The organism is Hymenobacter perfusus (genome assembly GCF_003944765.1).
In the GTDB taxonomy this organism is placed as follows: domain Bacteria; phylum Bacteroidota; class Bacteroidia; order Cytophagales; family Hymenobacteraceae; genus Hymenobacter; species Hymenobacter perfusus.
The window spans coordinates 595,534-611,576 of the sequence record NZ_RWIU01000002.1 but is presented as its reverse complement, the minus strand read 5'-3'; the positions used below and the strand labels follow the sequence as shown (position 1 = coordinate 611,576).

Sequence of the window (16,043 nt, the reverse complement as noted above, 5' to 3'; positions counted from 1 at the left end):
TCTGTTTGTATGGTAACCGCTTCCGTGCTGCCAATGGCGGGCAAAACTGCCCTGATAACCGGTGCCACCAGTGGCATCGGGCTGGTTACGGCCCGGGAACTGGCCCGGCTAGGAGCCCGCGTACTAGTAGTGGGCCGCGACCCCGAGAAGGCCGCCCGCGCCCAGCAGGCCATTCAGCTGGCCGCCGGGCCGGAAGCCTTGGTGCATGTGAAGTGCTTCGACCTATCGTTGCTGCGCAACGTGCACACACTAGCCCGGGAAATGCAGCAGGAATTCAGCCAGTTGGATATTCTGATTAATAATGCCGGCATTATGCCGGGCCATCTTACTATTACGGAAGAAGGCCACGAGCTATGCTGGGCCACCAACCACCTAGCACCTTATGCGCTTACTAACCTACTACTGCCGCTGCTGGATGCTGCTGGTCAGGCGCGGGTGGTTACGGTGTCGTCGGTGGCGCACTGGGTAGGTGAGATTGAGCCCGACCGGGAAGCCCGTAATTCGCCCGACAAGTACAGCTGGCTCACGGCCTACGCCGATTCCAAGCTGGCCAACATTCTGTTTACCAAAGAGCTGGCCCACCGCCTCGACCTAACCGGCATTACGGCCAACTGCCTGCACCCCGGCCTGGTAGATACCGGCCTGATGCGCCCGGATACTTCCAAGGTGATGCGCGCCCTTTGGTGGACGGCGCGCCCGCTGATGATTTCCCCTGACCAGGGCGCAGCTACCACGCTGCACCTGGCTACCGCTCCTGAAGTAGCCAGCATGAGCGGCCGGTATTTTGCCGGTGGTAAGCCTGCCCGTTGCTCCAGTCGCGCGTCCAACGCCGCCGAAGCCAGCCGGCTCTGGCGCATCTCAGCGGAGGAAACCGGAGTAGAATAGGTAGTTTTTGGCTGATGATGTTGGTGACGAGTTACAAGAAGCACGTATAACCAGCACCAAAAACCCACCACCAAAAACCAAATGATGACGGAGCTACTGGAGCTGATTCGGCAGGGCGAAGGGGAGCGGCTGGAATTCAAGCAGCGCACCACCCACCCCACGCGCATTGCCCGCACCCTGTCGTCGTTGGCCAATACCCACGGCGGCCGGGTGCTGGTGGGCGTGGACGATGACGGCCGGATAGTAGGCGTGCGCGACGTGGAGGAAGAATTCTACCAGCTGCGGCAAGCGGCCCAGCACTTCATCGAGCCGCCACTACAGTTGCGTTTCCGGGAAGTAGAGGCTGAAAACGGCCGGACGGTTATCATCGTTACGGTGCCGGAAAGCAGCCAGAAACCACACCGCGCCCAAGTAGCGGAAGCCGAATGGCGCACCTATGTGCGGGTGCGCGACGAAAGCGTGCTGGCCAGCTCCCTCACCGAAAAAGTACTGGAACGACAGGAGCCTACCGGCCCGCAGTTCGAGCAGATTCCCTTGAATAAAGAGGAACTGGCCGTATTGGATTACCTGGGCAAAAACCCGCGCATCACGCTGGCCCAGTATATGAAACTGCTCAATATTGGGGAGCGACGCGCCTACCGCACCCTTATCAAACTCACCCTGCACGGCTACATCAAGCACCACGACAAGCAAAAGGAGGTGTATTACACGCTCTGAGTGGGTTCCAGCAAATCCCAGAGGTTGCCGTACAAATCGGCAAAAACCAGCACCCGGCCGTACGGCTCCACCACCGGCGGCCGGACGATGCGCACGCCCTGCGCCAGCAGGCGGGCATAGTCGCGGGCCAAGTCGTCGGTAAAGAGAAACAGGGCCACGCGGCCGCCGGTCTGGTTGCCGATGGCAGCCTGCTGGGCGGAGGTGGCGGCCCGGGCCAGCAGCAGCTCGGCCCCGCCAGAGCCCGGCGGAGCTACCCGCACCCATCGTTTTTCGGCACTCAAGGGCGTGTCTTCCACGAGCGTAAAGCCCAGCTTCTCGGTGTAGAAGCAGATGGCTTCGTCGTAGTCCGCCACTACCAGGGTAATGAGGGCAATGCGCTGGGGCATGGGCAGTTGGTTGCTTAAACAAAAAAGAGGCTCATCCGGACAGATGAACCTCTTTGACTACTTTGGCTATTTAGTCCTGCTGACGAGCTTTCAGGGCTTTTTTCTCGTCTTTGGCGGCCTTCTTTTCCTTGGTGGTTTTAGCTGGCTCCTTTTTCTTCTCTTTGCGGGGTTCCTGGGCTTTGGCCATGATGGGGTGTGAGTTGAGAGTGAATGGGACGTATGTAACGCACGCCCCGGAGGCGGTGTTGTGAATCGAAAGCTATTATTGCAGCCCGGGCAGATACCGCTCGCGCAGCAAATTCAGATGATGCGCCTCGTGGCCGGGCAGAATGTAGGCCAATGCCCGCACGCTCACGGGCTGGCCGCTGGCCGTGCCCAGCCGGCCCACGGCCTCCGCCGTAAACGACTCCAGCAAACTCAGCGTGGCAGCCCGCAAGGTGTCGTACTCGTGCAGGATGTCGGCCAGCGGGCGGGCGTCGGCCCCGGAGGCGGGCACGTAATCGTCCTGCTCGAAGCCAGGCAGGGCCGTCGTGTCGCCCCGACCAATGCGTAGGGCGCGGTAGGCGAAGATGCGCTCCGTATCGAGCATGTGCACCAGGTTTTCCTTGATGCTCCACTTGCCGGGGGCGTAGCGAAACAGCGTCTGCTCCTCCGTGAGGCCGGCCAGCAGCTGGCGTAACTCCCGGGGCTGCCGGCGCAGCGCTTCCAGCGGATCACCGGCAATGAGCTTCACGTACGTATGGTAGAATGGGGCGTACTCAGTAGCGGCGGGCGAGGCAAGGAAGAGGCTCATAGAGGCGAAAGTAGCGGAATCTGAATAATTTCGGGGCAAGGCGGTGGGAAACAATACCTGTTTCCAAGCTATATCCCTCACTACTGTATGCTTACCGGAATATTCCGCAAGCCAACGCCGGACTGGCTGTTGTGGCTGCTGTTTTTCACGATACCGCTCAATCTGTTTGCGTACTTCAACCTGGAAGTCAGCTATAAGTACGAGGTGGATATTGCGCATACCCTCGTGAACATCCATCCATCTACGGTCGCGCTCAAGGAACAGGAGAAGCACCAGTTGCGCGAACGGGGTCGGGAAATTCATGAGGCCCAGTTTCGCAGCCTGCTGTACGCGGGCCTGGCAGCCGGCACGGCCGTCGGGCTGGCCCTACGCAATCAGCGACTACAACCCACTCCCGCCACTACTTCCTGATGCGCCAACTTTTGACCCGATTCCTGGGCGGCCTGCTACTAGTGCTGCTGTTAGCCGCCGTCGGCATTGCCTGTTTGGGCCTCACCGCCCAGCCCCAACCCGCCGACTGCTTGGTGGTGCCCGGCAACACGGTAAACCCCGACGGCAGCCTCTCCCCACGCCTGCGCGCCCGCCTCGATGAAGCCCTGCGCCTGTACCGGGCCGGCCTGAGCCCGCTGATCTTTGTGAGTGGCGGGCTGGGTCGGGAGGGGTACTACGAGGGCACTGCTATGCAACGCTACTTGTTGGCGCAAGATGTACCGGCCGGGGCTATTGTGGTAGATAATGCCGGTAACAACACCGAGGCTACAGCCTGCAACTTTGCCCGCCTGGCCCGGATACGCCACCTGAAGTCGGCCGTGGTGGTGTCGCAGTTCTTTCATCTGCCGCGCACCCAACTGTTGCTGCGGCAGCAAGGCGTATCCACGGTATCTGCCTCGGCGGCCCGCTACTGGGAGTTGCGCGACGTTTACGCCCTGCTGCGGGAGGTGCCGGCCTACGTTAGGGCCTGGCTTTTCTGAGGTAGCCACTGTAACGCCGGCCCCGGGGCACCCGTACACGCCCCACACAACCTCAACTATTCCTGTATGTCCTCTCTCGTCGAAAAAGGTCTTTCGATTTCCAAAAACGCGCTGTTCAGCGTGTTCCTGAACCGCGCCGGCAAGCTGCTGGGCCGCCCCTTTAAGGTGGTGATGGTGCTGAATGAAGTAGCCAACAAGCTGGCCAGCAAAGACAGCGGCGATAATAAATTCAAGCAGGTATTCGACGTGGGCCGCACCCTCGTGCGGCTAGTGCGCAATTACATCAGCGGCGAGTACCGCCAGATTGATACCGGCACCATCGTGTCGGCCCTGGGCGTGCTGCTCTACACTCTGTCGCCGGTTGACCTGGTGCCGGACTTTATTCCGGTGGTGGGTTTTCTGGATGATCTGGCTTTAATCAGCTGGTTTATTGAGAAATTCCAGGGCGAAATTCTGCGCTTCCGGGAGTGGGAAGACACCCACGCGGCCCAGGAAACGGATGATATTCCGGCAGCTTCCACAACGCCCAAAGCCTCCAACACCAACGCCCAGAACGCGCCCGCCGTGGCCGAATTGGGTCACTCGTAAAGCACATATTACTGCAGATTGAGGCCGATTAACTGCCTTTTGTGGACGCCCGGCCCGTTTTGGTCGGGCGTTTTGCGTTGAACTGCTCTACGGAACTCCGCGTTTTCCTCCGCGCAACGCTGTGGGAAGTAACGCCCGCCAGCAGCCGAAGCCGTACTTTTGGGTCTTTCCAACTACCTCCACCCCATCCACTTCAAGAATGCGCATCCGTACCCGACTGGCTTTGCTGGCCCTTACCTTCCTGACTGCCCTGCCGGCCGCCCGCGCCGATGAAGGCATGTGGCTGCCGCTGCTGCTCAAGCAGCTCAACGAGGCCGACATGCAGAAAAAAGGCCTTAAGCTCACCGCTGAGCAGATTTACTCCATCAACCAGGGCAGCCTCAAGGATGCCATTGTGCAATTTGGCGGGGGCTGCACCGGGGAAATCATTTCCGACCAAGGCTTGCTGCTGACCAACCACCACTGCGGCTACAGCCAGATTCAGAGCCATTCCTCCGTCGAGAAAGACTACCTCACCAACGGCTACTGGGCCATGGACCGCAGCCAGGAATTGCCCAATCCGGGCCTTACGGCCACTTTCATTGTGCGCATGGAGGATGTGAGCAGCCAGGTGCTGGCCGGCGTGCCCACCACGGGCATTGTGGAAGCGGAGCGTGAGAAGCTGGTGCAGGCTAATGGGCAGCGCGTGGCCCAGGCCGCCGTGCAGGGCACCGGCTACCAGGCCTTCGTGCGACCCATGTTCAACGGCAATGAGTACTATCTGTTTGTGACGGAGGTATTCCAGGACATCCGGCTGGTAGGCGCGCCCCCGAGCAGCATCGGCAAGTTCGGCGGCGACACCGACAACTGGGCCTGGCCCCGCCACACCGGCGACTTCAGCATCTTCCGCATCTACGCCGGCCCCGATAACAAGCCGGCCCCTTACTCTCCCGATAATAAACCCTTCAAGCCCCGCCACCACCTGCCCATTTCCCTGGGCGGCGTGCAGCCCGGCGACTTTACCATGGTGTTTGGCTTCCCGGGCCGTACCAACGAATACCTCACCAGCTGGGGCGTGGAGGAAACCTATGCCGTCTCGAACCCAGCCAAAATCAAGGTACGCGACGCCAAGCTGAAGGTACTGGATGCCGATATGAAGGCCTCCGATAAAGTACGGATTCAGTACGCGGCCAAATACGCCAGCATTGCCAACTACTGGAAAAAGTGGATTGGCGAGAACCGGGGCCTCAAAAAGCTCGACGCCGTACGCGTGAAGCAGCAGCAGGAACAAGTGTTTCAGCAGTGGGCTGAAAGCGGCGACGCTGCCCGCCGCGCCGCCTTTGCCACGCTGCTCCCCGATCTGAAGCGCAACTACGCTACTGCCCGCGACTATACCCTGGCCCGCGACTACGTAACGGAAGCGGCCCTGGGAGTGGAGCTGATGGCCTATGCCAATAGCCTGCTGCCGTTGCTGGAACTGGCCGATAACAAGGTACCCGCCGCCGAATTGGCCGCCGCTGCCGAAAAAACCAGAAAAGGCTCCGTGGGCTTCTTCCGCAACTACAGCGCCCCTACTGACCAGAAAGTAGCCGCCCAGCTGCTGCCGCTTTACGCGACCGGCACCCCGGCCGCGCTGCTGCCGGCCTACGTCAAAACCCTGCAGGGGCAGTACGCTGGCCCTGGTGGGTGGACGGCGTATGCGGCCCAGCTCTACGGCAAATCAAAGCTTACCACGCAGGAATCGGCCTTTGCGGTGCTGGATGAGGTAGCCAAGGGCAATGTGCAAACGCTTCGTCAGGACCCGGCTGTGCTACTGGCGCAGGCCATCATAGGGAACTACCGCACGGCCATCCTGCCCACCTACACTGCTGCCACCGACCAGATTGCTCTGCTCCAGCGCACGTACGTGGCCGGCCTGCGCCTGCAACAGCCCGATCGGAAATTCTACCCCGATGCCAACTCTACCCTGCGCCTTGCCTACGGCCAGGTAGCTGGCTACGAGCCCGCCGACGGCACCAAATACGACTTCTACACCACCCTTGATGGTATCATGGAGAAGGCCGACCCCACCAACCCTGAGTTTGAAGTGCCCGCCCGCCTCGCCGAGCTGTACAAAAACAAGGATTTTGGTCCTTATGCCTACAAAGGCACTGTGCCCGTAGCCTTCATTGCCACCAACCACACCACCGGCGGCAACTCCGGTTCCCCCGTCATCAACGGCCGGGGCGAGCTGATTGGCACCAACTTCGACCGGAACTGGGAAGGCACTATGTCCGACATCATGTTCGACCCCGACCGGGTGCGCAACATTACCCTGGATGTGCGCTACATGCTGTTCGTGGTGGATAAATTCGCCGGGGCCGGCCACCTGGTGAAGGAAATGACCCTGGTGGGCGCCTCCAACGACACCGCCCCGGCCGGGAACGGCAAGAAGCTGGAGAAAATCCAGGTTAAGCGCAAGCCTGCCAAGGAGAAAGTGTAAGTACTGCTGCCCTATACGAATGCCCGCCGAAAGTCTATCTTCCGGCGGGCATTCACGTTTTACAGGGCTATATGAGCCTCATCTTGTTCTACTCAGATTTAAAGCAAATCAGCCGCAGGCTTTCGGAGTTGGATAGTGCCATAACCTGCCTGTATTCCTACTCCCAGATACATCTTCGCTGGACTCCTCCCACGCCAACGCAAAAAGAATAAACAGGATTATACTTGGAATATTTATTGGTTTGTGGACCATAATCGGCGTCTATCTGGAAATCTATGTCATACTGTTTGCGCTGGCTCTTTTAGGAATAGTTGCGTGGCTTAGGAAACGTCGTAAAACAGTTGATCTATTTGAATTACGCCTACAAAACGAGGTGCAGATTGACACGATAACCAAACAGATCCTACTCCAAAACATCAACCTAGTCTATCGTGAACAGGTCACTCCGGAAAGACATATATCGTTTAGCGAAGTACAGGGGGTCCAGGTTCAGTCTTCAGGATATGCGGAAATACTGTACTTAACCCTGACGGATACCACAAAGCTATATCTGCTTGAAGTGGAAGCAGAAAATTTGGCTCAGCATATGGCACAGGTCTTACGAAAGGTAATGGGTTTGCCCCAACCGACGCGTAAATCCTGGTGGCCCTTTTGAGGGGGCAATAGTATCTTGTGGCAGGCTAATTTCCGGCAAAGCATCTATTATGCGTATTTTCCAAGGAGTATGGGTGGTTGCGCTTCTGTTCTTCTCTCAGTGGGCACCTGGGCAATCCATTTCTTCAAAAGCACCTATCCCCGCCCTGCTCCTGCGCCCGGCCGCCGTGTTCGATGGCGAAACCCTGCACTCCGGCTGGGCCGTGCTTACCGAGGGCGACAGGATTAAAGCCGTGGGGCCGGCCGTGCAGCTTGGGGTGCCCGCCGGCGCGCAGGTGCTGGAGTTGCCGGGCCTTACACTGCTGCCCGGCCTGATTGAGGGCCACAGCCATCTGCTGCTCCACCCCTACAATGAAACCCCGTGGAACGACCAGGTGCTGCTGGAATCCCAGGCTTTGCGCGTCGCACGGGGCACCGCCCACGCCCGCGCTACCCTGGCCGCCGGCTTCACCACCGCCCGCGACCTGGGCTCGGAAGGAGCCGGCTATGCCGATGTAGGGCTGAAACAGGCCATTGACCAGGGCCTCATACCCGGCCCACGCCTGCTGGTAGCCACCCGCGCCCTAGTAGCGACCGGCAGCTACGGACCCAAACTCTCCGCCGATGTGGACGTGCCCCAAGGCGCGCAGGAGGCCGATGGCACCGACAATATTATCCGGGCCGTGCGAGAACAGATGGGCAAAGGGGCCGATATTATCAAGGTATATGCTGACTACCGTTGGGGGCCCAATGAGCCCAGCCGCCCTACCTTCTCGCAGGAAGAACTAAACCTGATTGTGCAAACCGCCCGTAATGCCGGCCGACCCGTGGTGGCCCACGCCAGTACGCCCGAAGGCATGCGCCGCGCCGCGCTGGCCGGCGTGCAAACCATTGAGCACGGCGACGGGGGCACGCTGGAAGTGTTCCGGCTGATGAAGCAGCGCGGTGTGGCTCTCTGCCCCACCGTGGCCGCCGGCGAGGCCATTTCGCGCTACCGGGGCTGGCAGCCCGGCACCACGCCCGAGCCGGAGCGTATCCGCCAGAAGCGGGAAAGCATGAAGCTGGCCCTGCAAAGCGGGGTAGAGCTGGCCATCGGGGGTGACGTGGGCGTGTTTGCGCACGGCGACAACCTGCGCGAGGCCGAGCAACTGGTCAAAACCTACGGCCTCACGCCGCTGCAGGTGCTGCGCGGCCTCACCGCCACCAACGCCCGCCTCTTCCAACTTCCCGACCGGGGCCGCCTCCAGCCCGGCCTCCTCGCCGACCTCATTGCCGTTTCCGGCGACCCCACCCAGGACGTAGCCGCCCTGCGGCAGGTACGACTGGTAGTGAAGGGCGGCGTGGTGGTGGAAGAATAGTTTCTTAGTTATGGCAATGGATATAAATCAGCTCATTGTTGACTTTCTACCGCATTTTGTTCCGCAGGAAGCCACAGAGGAAAGTGTGTTTGAAATACTAATCGAACAACAAGTGCCTTATGCCCTTGCTACTCAAATCATCCTGTTTGTTCCGGTAGCTTTCGGGCGAGCGTATATGCGGAAATTTGACCTGGATTTTCCAGTAACGTTCATTCTGAATCACCCTGACAATACGACTATAGAAGGGCTCCCATTTGCGGATGAACCCGTGTACAACGCAGCTTATGAGCTTGGAGTAACGATAATCGACAGGGGCGAATGGCAGGACGACTTTCATTTTGAAGTGGCATCATGGAGCTCAGAAATGAATGTCGTTAGCCAAGCACTTGTCGAGGGTTACCCACTTCAAAGCTTTGTGCTTCAAGAATTACATGTTAATGGAGACATAGGCTCCAGACCTATATCTCCATTGATTTAGACTCTTACGGCCGCTCAATCCCCTGCTTCTGCAGCTGCCCGGCGTACTTATCATAGATGATGCGCAGGTCCTGGGCGTGCTTGCCAGCATCCACGCCGATGCTCACGTTGCTGGTGTGGAAGCGGTGCAGGTGGCTGATATGGGGGCAGATAACGGGCAGGTGGCCGGCCAGCAGAAAGCGCACGTACAGGTCCAGGTCCTCGGCCATGGCAATGTCCTCATCGTAGCCGCCTACCGCATCGAACAACTCCCGGCTGTAGCACACGTTGCCCTGTATGAAGTGCTCGGCCCGGAAAATGGCGCGCAGCATATCCGGAGCCGAATCGAAGCGCCAGGCGTAGTAGTCCTCATTGGGCAGGTAACGCCGGTCCTGGTCCACGCGCAGGAAATCGGCCACCAGCCAGGGCCGGCCGGGGGCTTGCTCAATTTCGCGGGCATAGTGGTAGAGGGCACGTTGCAGCAACAGGTCATCGTCGTCCAGGGGCACAATCCAGGTATCAGCAGGAGCATCTTCCCGGATAAGCAGGTTGCGGGCGGGCCCCGCCTTGAGCAGGGTAGATTGGGCGCGTACGCGCAGCGTGGCACCCTGCTGGGCAGTCGTTTCCTCCAGCCACTCGGCGGTGCCGTCGGTACTGGCGTTTTCGCAGATCAGGTGCTCAAACGAGAAGTCGAGCGGGGCCGAAACGGTGGCCCGCACGCTGTCGATGGCTTCGGGCAGGTAGGCGCGGCGGTTATGGGTCGGGGTAATAACGGTAAAGTGCATGGGGTTCTATTCTGCTAAATCACCAAAAAAGTTACACCGCCGCTGTACGCCTCAACCCAAGTCAGCCGGGCCGCGTTATGCCAGGGTATTCCCCGCATTCATGGCCAAATTCGTCGTTACCCTGCGTCTGCCCGATTTTTTCGATGAAGATTTCGTGGCCCTTATCCCGCGTCACCGGGCCTTCATCAGCCGCCTGATTGAAGACAACGTCATTGACAGCTACGCCATTAGCGCCGACCGCACCCAAGGGTGGGTTACCATGAACGGGCTGAGCGCTGAAACCATCCGGGCCGTGGTGGAGCAGTTTCCGCTTTACCGCTTTCTGCGCGGCATCGAAATAAATGAGCTGTTTGTGTTCGACAGCAAAGCCAGCCGGTTTCCCGCCATCAGTCTCAATTAGATGAAATAGTGGGATGGTGAGTTTGCTGTTCGACCTGTGCCATATAGGCAAACGGAGAGTCAAACCCACTGCCTCACCTATCCGGCCCGGTTTATGTTCGGCGGCCTTGTATCTTCCCCCGTCTTACGTACTCTTTCTCTTTTACATGATGCGTTATTACCGGCCGTTGGCCGTAACCATGCTGGGGTTCAGCACCCTGGCGGCCGCTCCCGCCGAGCCCAAAATTACCACCGAACAGTTAATCAGCCGTCTTAGCACGGCCATTCAGAACCTGAAAACCCTCCGCTGCAATGTGCGGGCACAGGAGCGCATTGAGGGATCCTACCAACAGGCCCGGACACTCATGAAAATGACGTTCAGCCCCTACAAAGTCTATCTGCGCAACCAGAAGGGCATCGAAGTGCTGTATGTCACGGGCCAGAACAACGGCGACGCCTGGGTGAACCCCAACAGCTTCCCTTACGTCACGCTCAGCCTTGATCCGAAAGGCGCGGTGATGCGCAAAAACCAGCACCACAGCACCCTCGACGCCGGTTACGGCACCATTGCCGAGCTGCTGCACGGCTCCAGCCAACGCCTTGACCGCACCTTTGAGAAAACCTTCCGCTACGCCGGCGACACCACCGTGCAGGGCCGCCCCGCCTACGTCCTCCGCTCCGATTATCCGCAGTTTCGCTACGTAAGCTACAAGCCCGCCAAGGCCGAAAGCGTGACAACTATTTCCGACAAATTTGGGTGTGGCGAGTACCGGATTCTGGAACGCAACGGCCTTTCGGCAGGTGCGGTAGTACCGGCCGGCAAAACGGTGCAGGTACCCAACAGCTACGGCCGCCGCGTGCTGCTGTGCATCGACCAGAAACTCTACCTCCCGCTGGTGGTGCAGGTAAACGACGATAAAGGCCTGTTCGAGAAATTTGAATTCTCCGACGTCGTGCCCAACCAGCCCATTCCTGCCCAGGAATTCAGCAAGGACTTCAAAGGCTACAAATTCTAGCTCACGATTTTTTTCAGATTGGGCCGGATTTGTCGGATTTTGTCGATGGTTCCACCGACGAGCATCTACCGCAACAAAAAAGCCGCGCAGACTGCGCGGCTTTTTTGTTAGGTCGAATGGCAACGGATACTACTTTCTGGTCGATAACAGACTTCGGCTAAAGCCAGACACCGTCTACAAAATCCGACAAATTTGCCCCAGTCCGTCTATAAATCCGTGAGCCTAGCGGCGCATGGTTTTTTCAATCTGGTCCCACATTTCGGGGGTCAGGATTTCGAGCTTGTTGAACTCGCCGGCCCCGTTGAGCCACTCGCCACCGTCGAGCGTCACCACCTCACCGTTCATGTAGGCGGAGAAATCGGACACCATGTAGGCGGCTAGGTTGGCCAGCTCCTGGTGGTTACCCACGCGCTTGAGCGGCACATTGGCGGCGGGGTCGAGCTTGGAGGCCAACGGCTCGGGGAACAGGCGACTCCAGGCTCCCTCCGTCGGGAACGGACCGGGTGCAATGGCGTTGGCCCGGATGCCGTATTTGGCCCATTCTACCGCCAGTGAGCGGGTCATGGCCAGTACCCCCGCCTTAGCCGAAGCCGAGGGCACCACAAACGCCGACCCAACGGAAGCATAGGTGGTCACGATGCTGAGGATGGTACCGGGGCGCTTATCGGCAATCCAGCGCTTCCCGAAAGCCAGCGTGCAGTTATAGGAGCCTTTGAGCACGATATCCACAATCACATCAAAAGCCTTGTGGCTGAGGCGCTCAGTAGGGCTGATGAAGTTACCGGCGGCGTTGTTGAGCAGCACATCCACGCCCCCGAAGGCATCGATGGTCTTCTGTAGCAGGTCCTCTACCTCGTTATACTTGCGCACGTCGCACTGCACGGCCAGGATGTTGGCGTTGCCGGTCTGCTCGCGCAGTTCGGCGGCAGTTTGCTCCAGCACGTCCAGCTTGCGGGAGCTGATGACCACGTTGGCCCCCAGCTGCAGAAAATACGTGGTCATGGCCCGGCCAAGGCCGGTACCACCGCCCGTTACCACAATGGTTTTGCCCTGCAGGGCATTGTCGCGCAGCATGGGCTGAGCGTAAGGATGAGTGAAGGACATGGGGTGAGAAAGTTTGAAGTGGGAAATGATGGTTCAGGGGTTATGGCTGCGGCCGGGGTTCAAATAAACCAGTTATCCGGGTAACGGTACCTTCAGCCACAATATGGCTTCCTTCGCAGTAGTAAAAGCTGGTTCCGGCACGGATTTTTGACTGATGCAAAGGCCGGGCTTCGTCAAGAATAACAGCAACCCGCACGTGCAGCCACTCATCTACCGGCAAGGGCATTTCCCGCCACGAGTCGCCGGTAATCGGGTCGAAAAAATCCGGGTACAGCCACATGTAGGAGACTCTCGGCTTGTCCTGAGCATAGCTAAAATCCCAGCGGATACCGTTATACGGCGGTAACTGCCGCCCATCCTCATCAGGCCGCAGCAGCCGCACGCAGGCTTCGAAGTTGATGGAAAACTCAGGATACAGGCGGTCCGGAATGGCCATAGGTAGTATGCTTGCATACTTGTTGGGGTGCAAGGTAACAGTTTGCCGATTCCCCGGTTGCCTGCTTGCCCGGGAAAGTTTTTTTGCCACCTTTACCCACCCATGACCCACCTTGCTCTCTCTGCTTCTCTCCCTACCGTAGCCGTACTGGGCTGCGGCTGGCTGGGGCTGCCGCTGGCCCGCGCCCTGGTGGCGGCCGGCCACCCGGTCCACGGCTCCACCACCACGCCCGGCCAGCTGCTCACCCTACGCGACGCGGGTATCCGGCCCTATCTGCTGCGGCTGGCACCCACCCTTTCCGCTACCGATGCCGATACCCTGCAAGCCATGCTGCAGGGCGTGGAAATTCTGATTCTGAACGTTCCACCTACCCGGGGGGCTGGTAGTCAGGAGGCATATCCCGGGGTGGTGCGGCTGGTGGCGGCGGCGGCGGAAAGCGCCGGGGTGCGGCATGTGCTGCTGGTCAGCTCCACGGGCGTATATCCCGACGAGCCCCGCCTGATGTACGAGCCCGATGCCCAGGCCACGCAGGATGCACTCACCCCGCTACTGCAAGCAGAAGCCCCCTTCCAACACGCTAACCATACGGTGGTACGCTTAGCCGGCCTTATGGGCCCAGGCCGCCCGCCGGGCCGTTTTCTGGCGGGCCGAACCGGAGTGGCCCACGGCGAGGCGCCGGTGAATATGATTCATCTGCACGACTGCGTGGGCCTGTTGACTGGCGTGCTGGAGCAGCAACTATGGGGGTACACGTTCAATGCCAGCGCAGCCTCTCACCCCACCCGGCGCACGTTTTACACCGCCGCCGCTACCCGCCTGCACCTGCAGCCCCCCACCTTCCAGGAAGAAACTACCGGCGGTAAGCAAATCGACTCTTCCCTTATCCGGCGGCTGACCGGCTATCAGTTTCGCCACGATGACGTGGTTGCCGCGCTGGAATTCTGCTAATCAGGACCTGAAACAAATGGCGACGGATATTTCAGCGGACCCATGAAGTTGGGTGCAGCTGCTTAATAGCGTTGGCCAGGCTCATTCAGCAGCATGAATCCGGGCGAGCCGGACAATCCATCTGCCTCCGTGATTTATCTTTGTCCCGTGAATGAACAACTAACTGTTGCCGTGCTAGGGGGCGGCGCGGCCGGCTTCTTCGGGGCCATTGCCTGCGCCGAGGCCAACCCCGGCCTGCGGGTGCTGCTGATTGAAAAAACAGGTAAGCTGCTGAGTAAGGTCCGAATTTCGGGCGGGGGGCGCTGCAACGTAACCCACGCCGCCGATACGGCCGCCCAGCTTGTGCAGCATTATCCGCGCGGGGCCCGGCAGCTCAAGGAGCCCTTCAAACAGTTTGGTGCCTTGGATACCGTGCGCTGGTTTGAAAAGCGCGGCGTGCAGCTCAAGACCGAGCCCGACGGCCGCATGTTTCCCGTCACCGATTCGTCGGAAACCATTGCCCAGTGCCTGCTGGAAGCCGCCCGCCGGGCCGGGGTCCAGATCCTGCTGCAGACTACCGCCGAACAGATTACGCCTCGGCCCCAGGGCGGCTTTGAGTTGCAGCTCACCGGAGCCCATGCCCAGACTTTGCCCGTCAGCCGCTTGCTGGTAGCTACTGGTGGCGCGCCTAAATCGGAGCAGTATGCGTGGCTGCGGCAGCTGGACCACCGCATTGAGGAGCCGGTGCCCAGCCTGTTTACTTTCAACGTGCCCAACTCGCCGCTGCGGGAGCTACCGGGCGTAAGCGTGCCCCGTGCCCGCGTGCGGGTAGCCGGCGAAAAGCTGGAATACGAGGGGCCGGTGCTGGTGACGCACTGGGGCGTGAGCGGCCCGGCCGTGCTCAAACTCTCGGCCTGGGGTGCCCGCCGTCTGCACGAACTGGGCTACCAGAGCACTACCCTCATCAACTGGCTGCCCGATTTCACGGAAGACACGCTCCGCCAGCATCTGCTGGAATTCCGGGAGCTGCACGGCAAGAAAGTAGTTGTCAGCAACGCGCTGCTCGGGCTGCCGCAGCGGTTATGGCGCACCCTGGCCGAGCAGGCCGGTATTAGTCCCGAAATCCGCTGGAACGAGTTGCCGGTTAAGCTGCAAAATCGCCTGATTGAGAGTCTTCTACGCACGGCGCTTGCCGTGCAGGGCAAAACCACTTATAAAGACGAATTTGTCACATGCGGCGGCATTTCACTCAGCGAAATCAACATGAAAACCATGGAAAGCCGCCTGGTACCGGGCCTGCATTTCGCGGGCGAAGTACTGGACGTGGATGGCATCACGGGCGGCTTCAACTTCCAGGCCGCCTGGACTACTGGCTTCCTGGCCGGCCGGGCTATGGCTGCCTCGGGGCGGGACTAGAGAGCTTCCGCGAGCATAGCCGTTTTGCGCTGGTTACTGGTGTCGGCTGGTAACCTTGTGGGCTGTTTGGCAGTAAAGAGAGGCATTCCACCTTTCCTAAACACCCAACCCTAATTCTCTCCTCATGGAAGCTAAAGCACTGCAAGCCGGCCTCAATGAACTGCTCGAAACCCTGAAAGACGGTCAGAAAGGCTACACCGAAGCCCTCACCGACGTTGAAGATGCCGACCTGAAGGAAACCTTTAAGAAATACGCCGCCCAGCGTTCCGCTTATATCACCGAGCTAGAAGACCAGATGCACAAACTCAACCTGCACCCCGAGGAAGAGTCGTCCATCACCGGTACCATTCACCGCGCGTTCATCAACCTGAAAGGCTTGGTGACCAGCAAAGACCGTCACAGCATTCTGGCTGAGTGCGAGCGGGGCGAAGATTACGCCAAAGCGGCCTACGAGAAGGCTCAGAAAATCCAGGACATTCCGGCCGCCCTCAAAACTATCATCGAGAAGCAGGCAGCCGGTATCAAGCAGGGCCACGACGAAATCCGCGACCTGCGCGACGCCGCCAAGAAATAATCACAGATGGTACAGATAGAGCTGATTTCACAGATTTCAACTCCTTGAACACAAAAAAAGCCGCTCCAGTAGGAGCGGCTTTTTTATGGGGTTTTGTGCGCGTAGAGACGCGTATTCGCGTCTCTACGCGCACCGCCTAACGCTTCTCGTTCAACGGGA

Annotated in this window: 18 protein-coding genes and 1 pseudogene; 14 read left to right on the top strand and 5 right to left on the bottom strand. The window is 59.4% G+C overall.

All coding sequences use genetic code 11. The features are described from left to right. The first annotated feature begins 9 nt into the window (after window positions 1–9). Together EI293_RS08760 and EI293_RS08755 are read left to right on the top strand one after the other, a co-directional pair. Complete coding sequence (locus EI293_RS08760) at window positions 10–885, top strand: SDR family oxidoreductase (protein ID WP_125436749.1); 876 nt, start codon at window positions 10–12, stop codon at window positions 883–885. 81 nt (window positions 886–966) lie between these two features. Then, the gene (locus tag EI293_RS08755) at window positions 967–1,602 is read left to right on the top strand and encodes an AlbA family DNA-binding domain-containing protein (protein WP_246010585.1); all 636 of its coding nucleotides are present in this window, start codon (window positions 967–969) and stop codon (window positions 1,600–1,602) included. Here EI293_RS08755 and EI293_RS08750 read toward each other — a convergent pair. Together EI293_RS08750 and EI293_RS08745 are read right to left on the bottom strand one after the other, a co-directional pair. After that, a complete protein-coding gene (locus EI293_RS08750) occupies window positions 1,590–1,988 on the bottom strand; it encodes a VOC family protein (protein ID WP_125436748.1) in 399 nt (132 codons plus the stop codon). The two genes, EI293_RS08755 and EI293_RS08750, sit on opposite strands and share 13 nt — an antisense overlap. Window positions 1,989–2,250: 262 nt before the next feature. Continuing rightward, window positions 2,251–2,781, bottom strand: a complete 531-nt coding sequence (locus EI293_RS08745) for a DinB family protein (RefSeq protein WP_125436747.1) — start codon at window positions 2,779–2,781, stop codon at window positions 2,251–2,253. Window positions 2,782–2,868: 87 nt separating this feature from the next. Here EI293_RS08745 and EI293_RS08740 point away from each other — a divergent pair, with 87 nt between their 5' ends. The 7 genes and pseudogenes from EI293_RS08740 (at window position 2,869) to EI293_RS08710 (ending at window position 9,270) form a co-directional block, all read left to right on the top strand. Further along, window positions 2,869–3,192: a hypothetical protein gene (locus EI293_RS08740; RefSeq protein ID WP_125436746.1), complete on the top strand. Its 324-nt coding sequence runs from the start codon at window positions 2,869–2,871 to the stop codon at window positions 3,190–3,192. After that, on the top strand, window positions 3,192–3,752 hold the full coding sequence (locus EI293_RS08735; RefSeq protein WP_125436745.1) for a YdcF family protein: 561 nt from the start codon (window positions 3,192–3,194) through the stop codon (window positions 3,750–3,752). Before EI293_RS08740 ends, EI293_RS08735 begins: the two co-directional genes overlap by 1 nt. A 321-nt stretch (window positions 3,753–4,073) precedes the next feature. Next, a pseudogene (locus EI293_RS22630) lies at window positions 4,074–4,172 on the top strand (YkvA family protein); the annotation flags it as partial. A gap of 367 nt (window positions 4,173–4,539) precedes the next feature. Continuing rightward, on the top strand, window positions 4,540–6,801 hold the full coding sequence (locus EI293_RS08725) for a S46 family peptidase (RefSeq protein ID WP_125436743.1): 2,262 nt from the start codon (window positions 4,540–4,542) through the stop codon (window positions 6,799–6,801). Between the two features lie 241 nt (window positions 6,802–7,042). Then, window positions 7,043–7,456, top strand: coding sequence for a hypothetical protein (locus tag EI293_RS08720; RefSeq protein WP_125436742.1), 414 nt, complete (start codon window positions 7,043–7,045; stop codon window positions 7,454–7,456). 49 nt (window positions 7,457–7,505) lie between these two features. Beyond that, window positions 7,506–8,792: a metal-dependent hydrolase family protein gene (locus EI293_RS08715; protein ID WP_125436741.1), complete on the top strand. Its 1,287-nt coding sequence runs from the start codon at window positions 7,506–7,508 to the stop codon at window positions 8,790–8,792. Window positions 8,793–8,802: 10 nt separating this feature from the next. Then, complete coding sequence (locus EI293_RS08710; RefSeq protein WP_125436740.1) at window positions 8,803–9,270, top strand: hypothetical protein; 468 nt, start codon at window positions 8,803–8,805, stop codon at window positions 9,268–9,270. Between the two features lie 4 nt (window positions 9,271–9,274). Here EI293_RS08710 and EI293_RS08705 read toward each other — a convergent pair whose 3' ends face one another. Further along, on the bottom strand, window positions 9,275–10,033 hold the full coding sequence (locus tag EI293_RS08705; protein WP_125436739.1) for a glycosyltransferase family 2 protein: 759 nt from the start codon (window positions 10,031–10,033) through the stop codon (window positions 9,275–9,277). Window positions 10,034–10,133: 100 nt separating this feature from the next. Between EI293_RS08705 and EI293_RS08700 the strand changes: the two genes are divergently transcribed. Beyond that, window positions 10,134–10,433, top strand: coding sequence for a hypothetical protein (locus EI293_RS08700; protein ID WP_125436738.1), 300 nt, complete (start codon window positions 10,134–10,136; stop codon window positions 10,431–10,433). Between the two features lie 145 nt (window positions 10,434–10,578). Further along, window positions 10,579–11,427, top strand: coding sequence for a DUF1571 domain-containing protein (locus tag EI293_RS08695; RefSeq protein ID WP_170170313.1), 849 nt, complete (start codon window positions 10,579–10,581; stop codon window positions 11,425–11,427). Window positions 11,428–11,649: 222 nt separating this feature from the next. Here the strand turns inward: EI293_RS08695 and EI293_RS08690 are convergent, their stop codons facing one another. Further along, window positions 11,650–12,531 (bottom strand): SDR family oxidoreductase, encoded by an 882-nt coding sequence (locus tag EI293_RS08690; protein WP_125436736.1) that lies wholly within the window; start codon window positions 12,529–12,531, stop codon window positions 11,650–11,652. Between the two features lie 40 nt (window positions 12,532–12,571). Further along, a complete protein-coding gene (locus tag EI293_RS08685) occupies window positions 12,572–12,967 on the bottom strand; it encodes a hypothetical protein (protein ID WP_125436735.1) in 396 nt (131 codons plus the stop codon). A 102-nt stretch (window positions 12,968–13,069) separates the two neighbouring features. Between EI293_RS08685 and EI293_RS08680 the strand changes: the two genes are divergently transcribed. The 3 genes from EI293_RS08680 (at window position 13,070) to EI293_RS08670 (ending at window position 15,884) form a co-directional block, all read left to right on the top strand. Continuing rightward, window positions 13,070–13,915, top strand: a complete 846-nt coding sequence (locus EI293_RS08680) for an NAD(P)H-binding protein (RefSeq protein ID WP_125436734.1) — start codon at window positions 13,070–13,072, stop codon at window positions 13,913–13,915. A gap of 147 nt (window positions 13,916–14,062) precedes the next feature. After that, on the top strand, window positions 14,063–15,310 hold the full coding sequence (locus EI293_RS08675; RefSeq protein ID WP_246010584.1) for a BaiN/RdsA family NAD(P)/FAD-dependent oxidoreductase: 1,248 nt from the start codon (window positions 14,063–14,065) through the stop codon (window positions 15,308–15,310). Between the two features lie 124 nt (window positions 15,311–15,434). Beyond that, complete coding sequence (locus EI293_RS08670) at window positions 15,435–15,884, top strand: PA2169 family four-helix-bundle protein (protein ID WP_125436732.1); 450 nt, start codon at window positions 15,435–15,437, stop codon at window positions 15,882–15,884. The last annotated feature ends 159 nt before the right edge of the window (window positions 15,885–16,043 follow it).